This window comes from Umezawaea endophytica, assembly GCF_025061645.1.
Lineage (GTDB): Bacteria > Actinomycetota > Actinomycetes > Mycobacteriales > Pseudonocardiaceae > Umezawaea > Umezawaea endophytica.
This window is the reverse complement of the sequence record NZ_JANYMP010000028.1, coordinates 57,683-72,191: the sequence shown is the minus strand read 5'-3', so window position 1 is coordinate 72,191 and position 14,509 is coordinate 57,683. Positions and strand designations below refer to the sequence as shown.

Genomic DNA, 14,509 nt, shown 5'->3' with positions numbered 1-14,509 from the left:
AGGTGTCGACACGGGCACGCTGGTGTCAACTGTGTCGTCGCTGCGTACGCTCGACTGGTGATCTGTCCCAAGTGCCAGGACCTGATGCGGACCATCAACCGGGGAGGCGTCCACATCGAGCAGTGCGAGCGCTGCCGGGGTGTTTTCCTCGACGGCGGCGAGCTGGAGCAGATCGTGGCCGCCGAACGCGAGCACTACGCCGCCGCCCCGCCGCCCGCGCACATCCCGCTGCCGCTGCCGCACGAGAACCCCGATCCCACAGCGGTTCCACCGCCCGCTCCGCAGCCCGCGCCGCCCGCGCACTCCACGCAGCCCGCGGGAGTCCCGCCGCCGTACCAGCCGCCGCCCGGCACGCCGCCGCCCGGTTATCCCGCTCCGGGGTACGGGTACCCGCAGCCGGGCTACTACCCGCCGCCCCGCAGGCGCAGCTTCCTGGAGGAGTTGCTCGACTAGCGGCGCCCTTGCCGCGGCTACACCGGCCAGTCCAGCTCGCCCAGGTGGAACCGCTGGCCGTCCTGGTCGACCGTGAACGCGAAGCTCTCGCGGCGCGGTCTGCCCAGGCCCAGCCACTGCCGGTAGCCCTCCTCAGCGATCTGCCACAGCCTGCGCGGACCGCCCTGCTCGACGCGCGGGGACCCGGTGCGCAACCGGGCCCACGAGCCGTCGGGGTGCGCGAGGTGGACGCGGTGGCGGTCCCCGTGGCCCACCACGACGTCCGGGAGCACGAGCCCGGCGAAGAACTCGAACGGGCTGCCGGGGTCGACCACCAGGTCCGGGTCCAGCGCCGTTCGGCCGCGCTCGTCGGCGGGGGCTTCGCGGGCGAGCGCGAGCAGGTCGGGCGCCCAGCCCTGGGCGTGGGCCCGCAGCGGCATGAACCGGCCGTCCTCCACCAGCACCCGCCCGCGCCCGCCGCCGCGGCCGTCCGACACCAGCCGCACCAGTCCCGCGCCGATCGACCGGTTGAGCGTCGTCACGACGAGGCCGCCTCGCCGGGTCTGGGCGAGCCACGCGGTCGGGACCCGCGACACCGCGCAGGTGCACAGCACCCGGTCGTACGGCGCCCGTTCGGGCCACCCCAGTTCACCGTCGCCCGCGACGCAGGTCGGCCGGAAGCCCGCCGCCGCCAGGTGGTCGCGGGCCCTGGCGAGCACGCCGGGGTCGACGTCGACGGTGGTCACGCGGTCGTCGCCGAGCGCGTGGCAGAGCAGCGCGGCGTTGTAGCCGGTGCCCGCGCCGATCTCCAGCACGGCGTGCCCCCGCTCGACCTCCAGGGCCTCCAGCATGATCGCCATGATCGTCGGCATGCTCGACGAGCAGGTGGGTACCCCGTGGACGGCACCGTCGCCGAGCGCTCGCCCCCACGCGCCGTCGTCGCCGTCCAGTTGGGTCACGCAGACCCGGTCGCGGTAGACGAGCGGGAGCCAGTCCGGGTCCTCGGCGTCCACCGGCCCCCACCGCCCGTCGGTGAGCTGGCGGAAGAACCGGGGCAGGAACGCGTGCCGGTCCACCTCGCGGAACGCCCGCAGCCAGCGCGGATCTCTCGCCGCGCCACCGGTGATCAGGTCGTCGGCGAGTCGTGCCCGCAACGCTGCGGGGTCGTTCACGGTCTCGTGCATGTGGGCTCCCACCACGACTTTACCGGTGTGGTGGAGGCCACGGGGGATTTGCTAGCAGCCCGCTTGCAACTGCTAGCACTCGCGCGTAACGTCGTTCTCGAGCCGAGCGGAAGGAGATCCCGGAAGTGGACAAGTCCATCGACAAGGCGGTCGCCGACCTCGGTCGTGACATCGGCGACTACATCAAGCAGCAGCGCAGCAACGCGAAGATCTCGTTGCGGGAGCTGTCGAAGCTCGCCGGTGTCTCCAACCCGTACCTCAGCCAGATCGAGCGGGGCCTGCGCAAGCCGAGCGCGGAGATCCTCCAGCAGATCGCCAAGGGTCTGCGGATCTCCGCCGAGGCGCTCTACGTCGAGGCCGGGATCCTGCAACAGCGAGAAGGCGGCGCGCTGGCCGACGCCATCGCCGTCGCACCAGAGCTCACCGAGCGGCAGAAGCAGGTGCTGCTCGACGTTTACGAGTCTTTCCGGCGGGAGAACGCCGCCAAGCAATCGAAGTCCGATGTGGACGGTAGTCAACCCGAGGAGTGATCTCCATGCCGAACCTTCCCACCCAGGATGAACTGCGCAAGGCGGGCGAGCAGGCCGCTGCCGCCGCGCGCACCCCGCTGCTCGCCGCGCTCGGCGCTGGTGACCTGGCCACCAAGGCCGTCATCGAAGCGCTGAACAAGGCCAAGCACACCATCGACGAGCGCACCGTGGCCGCGAAGTCCGCGGTCGACGAGCTGCCCAACGAGGTCGCAGGCCTCCGCGAGAAGCTGGAGCCCGCCGAGCTGCGCAAGCTGGTCGACGCCTACACCCAGTCCGCGCTGCACCTCTACACCTACCTGGCCGAGCAGGGCGAGGCGACGCTGGAGAAGCTGCGCGCCCAGCCGCAGGTCAAGAAGGCCACCGCCCAGGTCGAGGAGGTCGTCGAGGCCGCGCAGAAGCGCGCCGAGTCCGCCGCCTCCGACGCCCGCGAACTCGCGGACGACGTCCTGGGCAAGGTCACCCGCCGCACCCGCTCGGTCGGCGAGAAGGCCGCTGTCGCCATCGACGACGCCAGCGAGGCGCTCGCCGAGACGGTCGAGGAGGTCGGCGGCGAGGTGGCGCACGAGGTCCGCAGCACCACCCGCAAGGCCGCGAACCGCACCGCCCCCAGCAAGCCCGCGACCACCGCGACCAAGCCGTCGACCACCCCCCGCACCACCACCGCGCGCAAGTCGCCCACCAGCACCACCAAGTAACACCAACACCCACCACGCAAGCGGGTCGTTCACGTCCGGCACCACAGCCGGACGTGAACACCGCCTTGCACCCGGGTCGTTCACCACGGTCAGACGTGAACACCCACCACGCGAGGCCGCGTCGGTAGGTCGGGTCACCATTTTTTCGAGCCGGGCGGGGACGAAGTCTCTGCTCGGCTCGAAAAAATCGGGGCACGAACTGCCGACTTCAGGCGGCCGAGCCGCCGTCTCCGGAGGAGCGGCCGTGTGGTCGAGTCTCTGCTCGGCTCGAAAAAATCGGGGCACGAACTGCCGACTACAGGCGGCCGAGCCGCCGCGACGGAGTCGCGGCCTTGATACAGCACGTACTCTGGGACCCGTGTTGTTTTCTAGGGTGCCCCAGTTCAACCCCCTGTACCTGGACGCCTGGATCCTCTACGCGGTGGGCTGGGCCGCGCTGATCATGGGTGTGTACGCGTTCGCGCACGCCGTGACGCAGCGTGCCGACGCCTTCACCGCCGCCGAGAGGTTGACGAAGCCCGCGTGGCTCGGCATCACCGGTGGTGGCGCGTTCGTGCTGATGGTGTTCCAGCTCAGCAGCCCCGGTGGGATGTTCTGGCTGGCCGGTGTCGTCGCGGTGATGGTGTACGTGGTGGACGTGCGGCCCAAGCTGATCGAGATCCAGCGCGGTCCCCGCTGGTGAACCCGCTGCCCAGCGGTTTGCGCTGGCAGGCGTTCGGCGGTGGTGAGCCGACCACGCTGATCGTCCACGGGCTCGGCGCGACCGCCGGTGAGGCCCGCATCCCCGCTTCCGGGCTGCCCGGAACCCGCGTCGTCGTGACGCTCCCCTCGCACAGCGGCGCCGCCGACGCGCCGGACGGCTACTGGACGTACTCGCGGATCGCAGGTGACCTGTGGGCTGTGGCCCGCGAGGTCGGCGCGACCCGTGCGATCGGTGTTTCGCTCGGCGCGGGTGCGCTCGTGGCGCTGCTCGCCGCCCGGCCGGACGCGTTCGAGCGGGTCGCGCTCCTGCTGCCCGCGACCCTCGACCGGCCCCGGCCCGCGCAGACCGTGGACGACCTGGTCAGCGCCGTCGAACTCCCCGAAGGTGTCGAGGCGGGCGACTACCTCCAGGCCCGTGCCGCGGCGTTCCGGCGGCTCAGCGCCGCCGTCGCCGCGCTGCCGCGCCAGGTGAGCGTGGCCGACCCCGGTGTGCTGGCCCGCGTGACCCTCCCGGTGCTGGTCGTGGCCGCGACCGACGACCCGCTGCACCCCGAGTCGGTCGCGAAGGCGACCGCCGCCGCGTTCCCGAACGGCGTGGTCGAGGTGTTCCCGTCGCGGACCCCGCTCGTCACGCACCGGCGTGAGCTGCGCAAGCTGCTGGTCGACTTCGTCGGTGTGTGAGGCCAGGTCGTTCGGGTATCCGGAGGCCATGGCTGAACAGAAGAAGATCGCTTTCCTGGTGGCCGACGAGGGCATCGAGCAGATCGAGCTCACGGACCCGTGGCAGCACGTCGAGAAGGCGGGCGGGGTGCCGCGGCTGCTCGGGCCGAAGCTCGGCACCGTCCAGGGCTTCAACCACCTGACGCCCGCCGACACGTTCGACGTCGACGTGGCGTTCGCCGACGCCGTGGACAGCGACTACGACGCACTGGTGATCCCCGGCGGCGTGGCCAACTCGGACCTGCTGCGCCTGGAGCCCGACGCCGTGCGGATCGTGCAGGAGCACGTGGCCGCGGGCAAGCCCGTCGCCGCGATCTGCCACGGCCCGTGGCTGCTGGTCGAGGCGGACGTCGTCCGGGGCAAGATGCTGACTTCGTTCCCCAGCCTCAAGACCGACATCCGCAACGCGGGTGGCTCCTGGGAGGACCTGGAGGTCCAGGTGTGCGTGATGAACGGCTGGACGCTCGTCACCAGCCGCAACCCCGGCGACCTCGAGGCGTTCAACCGGGAGGCGCTGAAGGCGTTCGACCTGGGCTGATCACCGGGACCGCGGTTCCCGGTGACCTGCTACAGCCGTGCCAGCGCGTACGCCGCGATGGCGTCGCGGACGTACTCGGCGAACCCCTCGCCGTGCGCGTCGAACTGCGACTTGAAGTCGGGCGCGTCGACGTACAACTGGCCGAGGCCCGTGTAGGACTCCCGGTTGGGCGTCCAGCTCAGGCAGATCCAGCGGTAGTGGCGGTCGGTCACCTCCAGCGCCTCGGGCGCGTCGGCCGCCACCTTCGCGTCGAACAGCGCCGCGAACGCCGTGGCGATCTCCTGCCACTCGGCCATGAACCTGTCCGCCGCGGCCTTGTCCCAGTTCTTCATCTTCGACTTGCTCTCGGCGATGTGCTCCCGCGCACCGTCGCCGAACCGCTCGACCAGTTCCTCCTCGTAGCGGGCCTGCCGATCGGCGTCGAAGCCCTCGAACAGCTCCTCCATCTTCATGTTGTCACCCCCTTCCAGCTCCTCGATCGTCTTCGACACGGTCGTGGCCAGCAGCGCCAGCCGCTCCTGCTCGGCCCGCAGCCACCGTTCGTGGTTGCGCAGCACGTCAACGGTCCGGTGCCGCCCGTCGAGCACCTCGCCGACGGTCTCCAACCCCAGCCCCAGCTCCCGCAGCAGCAGGATCTGCTGCAACCGGAGCACCTGCTCGCGCTCGTAGTACCGGTACCCGTTGCCCCCGGTCCACGCGGGCGTGAGCAGGCCGATGGCGTCGTAGTGCCGCAACGTCCGCGAAGTCACCTTCGACATCCGTGCGACCTCGGCGATCGACCAGGCCATGTCCGTGTCCTCCCTTGCCCGACCAACGGTAGATGTTGACGCAACGTCAAGGTCAAGCGTCGTTTGGCAAGATGGGCGGCATGTGGACCATCGCCGGCTCTCTGACGCTCGTTCCCGTGCTCGACCGGCTCGACCTGGTCGCCGATCCCGTGGCCACCGCGCTGCGCGCGTTGGACCCGTCCGACGCCGCGAGGTGCGCGGTGGCGGAGATCGACCCCGAGCTGGCGGACACTGCCGAGTTCTGCGCCCACTACGGGACGCCGCTGTCGGCCTCGGCCAACTGCGTGGTCGTGGCCGGACGCCGCGGCGACACGACCCGCTACGCGGCCTGCATGGTGATGGCGACCGAGCGGGCCGACGTGAACGGGGTCATCCGGCGGCGCCTGGACGCCCGGCGGGCCTCCTTCGCGCCCATGGACGACGCCGTGTCGTCCACCGGCATGGAGTACGGCGGGATCACCCCGGTCGGCGTGCCCGCCGACTGGCCCGTCCTGCTCGCGCCCTCGGTGGCCGCCGCGCCCGAACTGGTGATCGGCAGCGGCATCCGGGGGAGCAAGCTGCTGGTGCCCGGTGACGTCCTGGTGAAGCTGCCGGGGGCCGAGGTCCTGGAGGGCCTGTCCCGGCCCGTCGGCCCCTGACCGGTCAGAGCCGCAGGTCCTGCGGGCCGTAGACCGCGGCGGGCGCGCCCGTGTGCATGGCCCAGTACCGGTCGCCGTACGACCAGTGCCACCACTCGGTCGGGTAGTTGACCAACCCGGCGGTCCGCAGGGCGTGCCCGAGCAGCCGCCGGTTGTACCTGGCCAGCGGCGAGATCCCCGGCGCGTCCGTGTAGCAGGCGTTCAGGCTCTCCTCGGGGGACGCGTTCACGTCGGTCCCCATGAAGACCTCCTCGCCGGACTCGCTGCACAACGTCAGGTCGACGGCGGCCCCGCTGACGTGCGGCGCGATCTCGGGCGGCGAGATGTACCTGCTCGCGGCGACCCGCACCTCGGCCTCGCTCCACGAGGGGTTGTCCGCCCGCAGCACGCCCGCGTACTCCGAGAAGTACCGCTCCTGCAACCACAGCGGCCGGTAGGCCTCCACGATCAGCAGCCGCAGCCCGACGGGCAGGTGCCCCTGTGCCACGAGCAGCCGTTCGACCACCCCGGCCCGGAGGTGCACGTAGGCCCCGGCCGGGTCGGCCTGCCGGTCGTCCAGCGCCAGCTCGCCGATCGTGCGGAGGTCCACCAGGGGCTCCCCGCACTCCCGCGCGGGGAGGTCGGCGACCCTCGGGTGGGACAGCAGTACGACTTCGGTCACGGTGTCACCTGCGGTGCTCGTCGGGAAAACGGTGATTGTGACCGGCGAACCTGGCAATCGGCTGTGCGCGGAGGCGGATTCACCCGGCCTGGTACGACTGGAGCATCGCCAGTGCCTCTTCCACGTCGTCCGTGACGACGATCCACCGCTCGGCGTCCCGGCCGCGCGCCAACCGCTGCACCAGCGGGGCCGCGGGGACCTCGTTCAGCCAGAAGTCCTTCCCCAGGAACACCATCGGCGCGGCCGGGCCCACGCTCCCGTAGTAGTTCTGGCAGAAGTCCTGGAACACCTCCTGCACCGTCCCGGCCTTCCCCGGCGTGTACACGATCCCGCCGGTCGCGACGGTCAGCAGCCCCTCCTCCCGCACCGAGTTCGCGAAGTACTTCGCGTGCAGCTCGCAGGCGGGGTTGGGCGGCTCGTGGCCGTAGAACCAGGTCGGGATGCCGATGGTGCGGGGTACGGGGCCGGTGGGCAGGTCGGTCGGGAACGCCGCCAGCCACCGGCCGATGCTCTCGTCGTCACCGCCGAACCCCGGAGCCGCGGCGATCCGGGCGAGCACGTCGTCCACGTCACCGCGGTCGGCCAGCCGGACGCCCAGCGGCACGGCCTCCATCGCGCCCGGCCCACCGCCGGTCAGCACCGTCAGACCCGCTCTGCCGAGCGCGACGCCGAGGTCCACCGCCGAGCGGTACCCGGCCGAGTCGCGGGCCAGCGCGTGCCCGCCCATCACGGCCACGGGCTTCCCGGTCAGCACCTCGTCCAGCGCCTCGGTGATCGCGTGGTCGTGCAGCCGCTCGGCCAGCGCGTGCAGCGGGTCGGGGTGCTTGCCGACGCGCCTGCTGTGCCGGTAGACCCGCGCGTCCAGCGTGTCGGTGTACGACGCGGGGCGCGCGGGGTCGAAGCCGTCGAACAGCTCGGACGCCGTGTAGAGCCGGGTCCGGTACACGTCGTACGGCACGTCCGGGATGGCCGGGAACGTCAGCGCCCCGGCGGCCTCCGCCCGCCGCTGCAACGCCGGGGACAGCAGGCAGCCGAGGAAGAGGGCGCCGTCCAGCGGACCGCGCACGTCCTCGCCCGTCAGGTCGAGCCCGGTGAGCACCGCGCCGCGCAGGTCGGCCGTGGCGCGCAACTGCTCCAGATCGCTGATCTCGGTTCGCACCGCGGAATCGTACGGCGGCGCAGACCGGGAACCGGGTGGTTAGCGGTAACGGGTCGTGCAGGACTCGGCCGAACCGGTCAGGAAACCGTCGCGGAACGCCTCGACCCGTGCGAAACCGGACGGAATGGTCGTGCCCCTCGCGTCACCCGCGATGAGGCTGTCGCGCGACAGCAGCTCCACGACCGCCTCGTCCAGGTCGCCGGGCGACAGCTCCAGCGGAGCCTTGCGGGAGCGGACGATCGTCGACGCCCACAGGCCGGTGAGGCACGCGGTGCGCTGGCCCGCGACGACCCCCTCGACCGACAGGCCCATCGATTCCTGCACGGCGACCGCGTACCGGGAGGCGACCGCGCCGAACGCGGCGAAGTCGCCGATCCGGCCCACCCGCACCAGCGCCTGGAGGTCGATGCCCACCGAGCCGCCCGCGCAGTAGCTGGCGGGCGAAGTGGTGGCGCACGTGCCGTTCCACGCGACCCGGGAGCCGGGGAAGGCGGCCGCGAGGCTGTTCTTCAGGTCCAGCAGCGCCTGCCGGTCGTCGACGCGCAGGTTGCCCACGCCGAAGCCGATGTCGCCGTCCTGCTCGTCGAACACGTCCTGCGTGCTGCGCTTGCCGATCTCCTCCAGGTCGATCCGCGCGCAGCGCTGCGGGTCCTCGGCGAAGCCGAACCCGAACGCGGTCACGCGGTCGAACGCCGTCCCGTGCGCGCCCTGCGCGTCGAACGCGCTGCCCGCGGAGTCCCTGATGGCGAACAGGGTCGTGAGGATCTGGTTGAGGCCGGGGCCGGTGGAGAGCTGGAAGCGCTCGGAGTTCCCCTCCGCGACCCAGCGGAAGTAGTTGCCCGCGTAGCAGTCGGCCTGCTGCTCCTTGACGATCGACGGCGCGTTCCCGCCCGCGCCGAGCCGGAACTGCACCGCGTGGCCCATCTCGTGGGCCAGCACGGCGACCGCCGAGATCGCGTCGAACGACGGCAGCAGCTCGCCGCGGTCCCAGGCGACGACGTCCTCGCCGGAGCAGTAGAACGCGTTCACCAGGCCCTGGGTGTCCGTGCCGCACAGCCGCAGGTTCGGGCCGCGCGAGTCGTAGGACACGAGTTGCCGCACGGGCTCGAAGTCGAGGTCGAACCGGTCGGGGAACTGGGACGCCCAGTAGCCCTCGATGTCGGCGACGGCGCTCGTGGCGAGCCGGTCGATCGCCCCGCCGTCGGAGTTGCGGGCCTCGCGGCCCGCGGCGGGCGCACCCGGCCGCGGACCGCTGTCACCCGTGGTGATCGCGAGCCCGGCCACCTTGAGCGGGTCGAGCCTCGACGACTCGCCCGCCCGGCCGGGCACGCTCTGCGCGCACCCGGCGAGCAGCGCGGCGGAGACCGCCGCGACCACCAGTGCCTTCACGACGGGGTGCCTCAGCCCAGGAAGACGGACTTGACGCCTGCCGGGAAGCCGAGCGGGGTCACGTCCGCCACGTCGTCGGTCACGACCGCGGACTTGCCCTTGCAGCCGACCTCGGACCAGATCTTCGCGGAGCCGCTGATGGTCAGCGACAGGAAGCCGCCGCGCAGGTCGTTGCAGCCGGGGGTGGCGATGCCGGTGGCGAAGTTGGTGCCGGTGGTGTCGTCGAAGTTCTTGCCGCTGAACAGGGTCGCGGACTGCGCGGGCTTGGCGCCGGGAGCGGCGGTCGGCGGGACGGGCTTCTCGGTCGGGCCCGCCTTCTTGCCGTCCGGGGTGATGCCGAACCACGTGCCGCCGACGCCCTGGCCGAGCGTGTCGCCGGGGTTGACGTCCTTGGCGAACCGGTAGAGCGGCCAGCCCTTCAACGTGACCTGGATGCTGCCGTCGTCGCGCTTCACGAACCCGACGGCGTCCTGCTTGACGCCCGCGATGAACACCTTGCCGCCCTTGGCGACCGTCACCGGCGGCCACGTCTTGGCGCAGTCGCCGTTGCAGGTGGCCTTCGACGGCTCGGCGGTGTCCTTGTCGAACCGGTAGAGCGTGAACCCGGAACCGTTGACCACCACGGGGTCCAGCTCGCCCGCCGCGGAGGCGCGCAGCGAGACCCACTTCTCCTTGACCTCGGTCGGGGCTTCCGGGGGTGCCATGTCACCCGCCTTCTCGTCCGCCTTGTTCGACCGGGCGGTGCCGGAGAGCAGCGTCGCGTCCTTGGCGTTCCCGCCCTCGGAGTCCTGCGACTGGGCGGGGGCGGGCGCGGCGGTGCCGCCGGTGGTGCCACCGCAGGCGGACAGCGCGATCGTTCCCGCCGCGAGGAGGGCGGCGAGGGGCCAGACGTGCTTGCGCGGCATGGGGTTCTCCGAGTGGTGTCACGAGCCGGGATTCGGTGTTGCGACTCGTACACGCATCCGGCGGGACATCGGTTCAACCGAATTCCGGCGAACCCCGGACCCGCGCTCTCAGAAGATGACGGTCTGGTTCCCGTGCACCAGCACCCTGTCCTCCAGGTGCCACCGCAATCCCCTTGCCAGCACGGCCTTCTCGACGTCCCGTCCTTTTCGGACCATGTCGCCGATGGAGTCGCCGTGGTCGACCCGGATCACGTCCTGCTCGATGATCGGCCCCGCGTCCAGGTCCGCCGTCACGTAGTGGCAGGTCGCGCCGACCAGCTTCACGCCGCGGCGGTGCGCCTGGTGGTACGGGCGGGCGCCGACGAACGACGGCAGGAAGCTGTGGTGGATGTTGACCGCCCTGCCGATCCAGTCCGCGCACAGCTCCGGCGGCAGGATCTGCATGAACCTGGCCAGCACGACGGCGTGCGGCTCGTTGGCGTCCACGAGCTGCCGGAGCTGCCGGAACGCCGCCTGCTTGCCCTCGGGGTCGTTCGCCGGGAACGGCACGTGGTGGAACGGGATGCCGTGCGCCCTGGTGATGCCCGCGAGGTCGGCGTGGTTGCCGATGACGGCCGACACGTCGGCGTCCAGCTCGCCCGCGGCGACCCGGCCGAGCAGGTCGTAGAGGCAGTGGCCCTCCTTCGACACCAGGATGACGACGCGCTTGCGCTCGCCGGTGTCGGTGATCCGCCAGCTCGTGGTGCCGCCCAGCTCCCGCGCGATCTCGGTGAACCGGGTGCGCAGCTCGCTCACGCCGAACGGCAGCGAGTCCGCCCGCACCTCCTGGCGCGTGAAGAACCAGCCCGTGTCCGGGTCGGTGTGGTAGGCCGCCTCCACGATCCAGCCGCCGTTGTCGGCGAGGAACGACGAGATCCGGGCGACGATGCCCGTCCGGTCGGGGCACCCGAAGGTGATGACGTAGCGGCGTTCAGGCTGGGGCACGGGGTAGGAGTATCCAGGATCACACCCTGGGCAGCGCGTCCAGGAGTGCGGTGTCGCCCGTGACGACCGCGCCGCTCGGCCTGCCCCACACCGCGCGGAACAGCGAGTCCGCCGTTCCCGCGACGGTCGCGTCGGCGTGCGCGCCGGACCCGGTGACCGGTCCGACGGCGGGCGCCTCGCCCGGCACCAGCCGCACCTCCCAGGCCCGTCCGGCGTCGGCGGCGTGCAGCACGAGGACGCCCGCGCGCTCCACGGGCTTGCGGCGGGAGGCGATGACCGTCATCCGGGTCAGGAACTCGTCGACCCCGTCGGCGGCGAACTCCGGCGTGAACAGCAGCTCCGGCACGTCGGCGCTCGACCGCGCGTGCTCGGCGTCGAGCCGGTGGATGGCGGCCTCGTGCGCCTGCCTGCGGGCCCAGAAGCCCGCGGTCTCGGTGCCGATGAGGGTCCACCGCGGCGTCGCCGGGTCGATGGCGCGCAGCTCGTCCGCCAGCTCCCGCGCCCGCTCGTCCCACCACGCCAGCAGGTCGTCCCACTCGTCCGGCGCACCCGGCCAGTCCGGGCGCTCGTCGACGGACTCGGAGCGCAGCGCGGCCACCGCCCACGCGTTCACCCCGGCGATGTGCCGGACCAGGTCGTGGACGGTCCACAGGGGACACGTGTCGACCGGAGCCGACGGCCCCGCCTCGACGGCGGCGGCCCGCAGGGCGCGGGCCTGGGCGGTGTAGTGGTCGATGAACTCGCGGTGCTCCACCCTGATCAGCTTAGGGGGCTGACGGCGTCCCACGGCACCGTGATCTCCCCGAGCCGCCAGCGTTTCCGGGTGTCGAGCACCGGCCAGCCGCGGGCCGCGAGCAGCCGCACGGCCTCGACCCAGCGGGCCCGCGGACCGAAGGGGGCGAACGGGGCGGCGGTCGCCCAGCACGCGTCCAGGTCGGCCAGCAGCCGGTGCACGCGCTCGCCGTCGACGTTGCGGTGGATCAGCGACTTGGGCAGCCGCTCGGCGAGGTCGCCGGGGGTCTCCAGGTCGGCGGGCAGGCAGGCGAGCGTGAACGTCAGCGGCCCGTCGGCGGTCAGCGCGACCCACGAGCAGCGCCTGCCGATCTCGTCGCACGTGCCCTCGACCAGCAGCCCGCCCGGCGCGAGGCGGCCGAGCATCGTCGTCCACGCCTCGTTCGCCTGCTCCTCGGTGTACTGCCGCAGCACGTTGAACGCGCGCAGCAGCACCGGCCTGGCCCCGGCCAGCTCGAACCCGCCGCGGCGGAACTCCAGCCGCGGCGGGTCGGCGGCGGCCTCCCCGGCGGCGACCCGGTCGGCGTCCAGCTCCAGGCCGAGCACCCGCACGTCGGCGCGCACGGCCCGCAGCCGCGCGGCCATCTCGACCGTGGTCACGGGCGTGGCGCCGTACCCGAGGTCGACCACGAGCGGGTCGTCGGCGGCGGTCAGTGCGTCGACGACGAGCGGCGTGCCGACCATCCAGCGGTCGACCCGCCGCAGCCGGTTCGGGTTGGTGGTGCCCCTGGTGGGCAGGCCGAGCGTGCGCGCCCGGCCGGCGGCTAGCCGCGGTTTGCGAGCCATTCGGTGGTGAACTCGTTTTCCTTGTCGAGCAGCGCGGAGACCTGTTCGGCGATCATCGCCTCCAGCTTCCCGCCCATGAGCGGGATGCTGACCTTGACCTGGCCGGTGAGGGTCGTCCTGCTGCCGCCCGCGTCCCCGGCGAGCACGATCGTGCCGTCCAGCCTGCCGGGCACGCCGTTGAGCGTCACCTCGACCGTGCCGGTCGTGCCCGCCGCGGTCCACACCTCGGTGCGGTGGATCACCAGGTCGCCGCCGAGCAGGCTCTTCGCGACCGACGGCAGGTGCTCGGCGGGCACGCCCTGCTTGAGCTGGTAGGACGTCTTCCCGTTCGCCGAGCTGAACGACACGAGCTGCGCGTCCGTGCCGCCGAGGACGGCGAGCCGGTCGCGCAGGTACCTTTCGTCGACCAGCGCCTGGAAGACGTCCTGCACGGGCCACGTGGACGTGGTGTGGTGCTCGATGCGGCGTGCCATGGCGCGGAGGTTACCGTTGACGGTTGTGACCACCCCGCTGTCCAGTGCCCAGGCGCGCACCGCTGTGCCGCTCGCCGAGCGCACCACGCTACGGCTCGGTGGCCCGGCCGCGACGTTCCTGGAGGCCACCACCGCCGCTGACCTGGTCGAAGCCGTGCGCACGGCCGACGCCGCCGGTGAGCCGCTGCTGCTGCTCGGCGGCGGGTCGAACCTCGTCGTCGCCGAGGCGGGCTTCGCCGGGACCGTGGTGCGGGTGGCCACGACCGGCCGCCGCGCCGACCCGCTCGGCGACGGGCTGGTGCAGTTCACCGTCGAGGCGGGCGAGGACTGGGACTCCGTCGTCGCCGAAGCCGTCGCGCAGGGCCTCGGCGGGCTGGAGTGCCTGTCCGGGATCCCCGGCCTGGTCGGCGCGACCCCCGTGCAGAACGTCGGCGCGTACGGCGTCGAGATCTCCCAGGTGCTGACCTCGGTCGACCTGATGGACCGGCGGCGGGACGGGAGCGTCCACCACCGCTCGGCCGACTCGCTGGGCCTCGCGTACCGCACGAGCGTGCTGAAGGGCACGGACCGCGCGGTCGTGCTGCGCGCCCGCTTCGCGCTCACGGCGGGCGGCCTGTCCGCGCCGATCCGGTACGCCGAGCTGGCGCGGGTCCTCGGTGTCGCGCAGGGCGACCGGGTGCCGGTCGACGCGGCCCGCCAGGCCGTCCTGGAGCTGCGGCGCGGCAAGGGCATGGTCCTGGACGCCGCCGACCACGACACGTGGAGCGCGGGCTCGTTCTTCACGAACCCGCTGGTCGACGACTCGACGCTGGCCGGCGCGCTGATCAGGATCGCCGAGCGGATGGGGCCGCACGTCGACGTGCCGGTCTACCCGGCAGGCGCGGGCTACTCGAAGCTGTCGGCCGCGTGGCTGATCGAGCGGGCCGGGTTCGGCAAGGGCCACGCCGGTCCCGGCGGCCGGGTCGGGCTGTCCACGAAGCACACGCTCGCGCTCACGAACCGCGGCGGCGCCACCACCGAGGACCTGCTGGAACTCGCTCGGGAGGTGCGCGACGGCGTCCGGGTGGCCTTCGGCGTCGAGCTGCACCCGGAGCCCGTGCTGGTCGGCTGCGAGTTCTAGTCCTCTACTGCCG

18 protein-coding genes are annotated in these 14,509 nt (G+C 72.4%); 8 read left to right on the top strand and 10 right to left on the bottom strand.

The features are described 5' to 3' along the window. The first annotated feature begins 57 nt into the window (after positions 1-57). Entirely contained in the window at positions 58-453 is a 396-nt protein-coding gene (locus NZH93_RS39950; RefSeq protein ID WP_259628520.1) for a TFIIB-type zinc ribbon-containing protein, read from the top strand. A gap of 17 nt (positions 454-470) precedes the next feature. Here the strand turns inward: NZH93_RS39950 and tgmC are convergent, their stop codons facing one another. Further along, the gene (gene tgmC / locus NZH93_RS39945) at positions 471-1,616 is read right to left on the bottom strand and encodes an ATP-grasp peptide maturase system methyltransferase (RefSeq protein WP_259628519.1); all 1,146 of its coding nucleotides are present in this window, start codon (positions 1,614-1,616) and stop codon (positions 471-473) included. A gap of 125 nt (positions 1,617-1,741) precedes the next feature. Here tgmC and NZH93_RS39940 point away from each other — a divergent pair, with 125 nt between their 5' ends. From NZH93_RS39940 to NZH93_RS39920, 5 genes are all read left to right on the top strand, one after another. After that, positions 1,742-2,146: a helix-turn-helix domain-containing protein gene (locus NZH93_RS39940; RefSeq protein ID WP_259628518.1), complete on the top strand. Its 405-nt coding sequence runs from the start codon at positions 1,742-1,744 to the stop codon at positions 2,144-2,146. Between the two features lie 5 nt (positions 2,147-2,151). Continuing rightward, positions 2,152-2,841, top strand: a complete 690-nt coding sequence (locus NZH93_RS39935) for a hypothetical protein (protein WP_259628517.1) — start codon at positions 2,152-2,154, stop codon at positions 2,839-2,841. 358 nt (positions 2,842-3,199) lie between these two features. Beyond that, a complete protein-coding gene (locus NZH93_RS39930) occupies positions 3,200-3,523 on the top strand; it encodes a DUF2516 family protein (RefSeq protein WP_259628516.1) in 324 nt (107 codons plus the stop codon). Next, positions 3,520-4,224 carry an alpha/beta fold hydrolase gene (locus NZH93_RS39925; RefSeq protein WP_259628515.1) on the top strand — a complete coding sequence of 235 codons (705 nt, stop codon included), beginning with the start codon at positions 3,520-3,522 and terminating at the stop codon, positions 4,222-4,224. Before NZH93_RS39930 ends, NZH93_RS39925 begins: the two co-directional genes overlap by 4 nt. Before the next feature lie 28 nt (positions 4,225-4,252). After that, the gene (locus tag NZH93_RS39920) at positions 4,253-4,801 is read left to right on the top strand and encodes a type 1 glutamine amidotransferase domain-containing protein (protein ID WP_259628514.1); all 549 of its coding nucleotides are present in this window, start codon (positions 4,253-4,255) and stop codon (positions 4,799-4,801) included. Positions 4,802-4,830: 29 nt separating this feature from the next. Here the strand turns inward: NZH93_RS39920 and NZH93_RS39915 are convergent, their stop codons facing one another. Beyond that, a complete protein-coding gene (locus tag NZH93_RS39915) occupies positions 4,831-5,589 on the bottom strand; it encodes a MerR family transcriptional regulator (protein WP_259628513.1) in 759 nt (252 codons plus the stop codon). Positions 5,590-5,669: 80 nt separating this feature from the next. On the opposite strand from NZH93_RS39915, the gene NZH93_RS39910 reads away from it, so the two are divergent. Then, a complete protein-coding gene (locus NZH93_RS39910) occupies positions 5,670-6,227 on the top strand; it encodes a YbaK/EbsC family protein (RefSeq protein WP_259628512.1) in 558 nt (185 codons plus the stop codon). A gap of 4 nt (positions 6,228-6,231) precedes the next feature. Here NZH93_RS39910 and NZH93_RS39905 read toward each other — a convergent pair whose 3' ends face one another. The 8 genes from NZH93_RS39905 to NZH93_RS39870 all read right to left on the bottom strand — a co-directional run bounded on the left by NZH93_RS39905 (position 6,232) and on the right by NZH93_RS39870 (position 13,376). Continuing rightward, entirely contained in the window at positions 6,232-6,888 is a 657-nt protein-coding gene (locus tag NZH93_RS39905; RefSeq protein WP_259628511.1) for a M15 family metallopeptidase, read from the bottom strand. A gap of 79 nt (positions 6,889-6,967) precedes the next feature. Then, positions 6,968-8,047, bottom strand: coding sequence for an LOG family protein (locus NZH93_RS39900; RefSeq protein ID WP_259628510.1), 1,080 nt, complete (start codon positions 8,045-8,047; stop codon positions 6,968-6,970). 39 nt (positions 8,048-8,086) lie between these two features. Beyond that, the gene (locus tag NZH93_RS39895; RefSeq protein ID WP_259628509.1) at positions 8,087-9,436 is read right to left on the bottom strand and encodes a neutral zinc metallopeptidase; all 1,350 of its coding nucleotides are present in this window, start codon (positions 9,434-9,436) and stop codon (positions 8,087-8,089) included. Positions 9,437-9,447: 11 nt separating this feature from the next. Next, positions 9,448-10,341 (bottom strand): hypothetical protein, encoded by an 894-nt coding sequence (locus NZH93_RS39890; RefSeq protein ID WP_259628508.1) that lies wholly within the window; start codon positions 10,339-10,341, stop codon positions 9,448-9,450. A gap of 108 nt (positions 10,342-10,449) precedes the next feature. Continuing rightward, positions 10,450-11,325, bottom strand: a complete 876-nt coding sequence (gene purU, locus NZH93_RS39885; protein ID WP_259628507.1) for a formyltetrahydrofolate deformylase — start codon at positions 11,323-11,325, stop codon at positions 10,450-10,452. Positions 11,326-11,344: 19 nt separating this feature from the next. Then, positions 11,345-12,079, bottom strand: coding sequence for a maleylpyruvate isomerase family mycothiol-dependent enzyme (locus NZH93_RS39880; RefSeq protein WP_259628506.1), 735 nt, complete (start codon positions 12,077-12,079; stop codon positions 11,345-11,347). A 5-nt stretch (positions 12,080-12,084) separates the two neighbouring features. Beyond that, complete coding sequence (locus tag NZH93_RS39875) at positions 12,085-12,903, bottom strand: class I SAM-dependent methyltransferase (protein ID WP_259628505.1); 819 nt, start codon at positions 12,901-12,903, stop codon at positions 12,085-12,087. Continuing rightward, complete coding sequence (locus NZH93_RS39870) at positions 12,882-13,376, bottom strand: DUF2505 domain-containing protein (protein WP_259628504.1); 495 nt, start codon at positions 13,374-13,376, stop codon at positions 12,882-12,884. Before NZH93_RS39870 ends, NZH93_RS39875 begins: the two co-directional genes overlap by 22 nt. Between NZH93_RS39870 and NZH93_RS39865 the strand changes: the two genes are divergently transcribed. Then, positions 13,363-14,496, top strand: a complete 1,134-nt coding sequence (locus NZH93_RS39865; RefSeq protein WP_259628503.1) for a UDP-N-acetylmuramate dehydrogenase — start codon at positions 13,363-13,365, stop codon at positions 14,494-14,496. The two genes, NZH93_RS39870 and NZH93_RS39865, sit on opposite strands and share 14 nt — an antisense overlap. Positions 14,497-14,509: the final 13 nt, after the last annotated feature.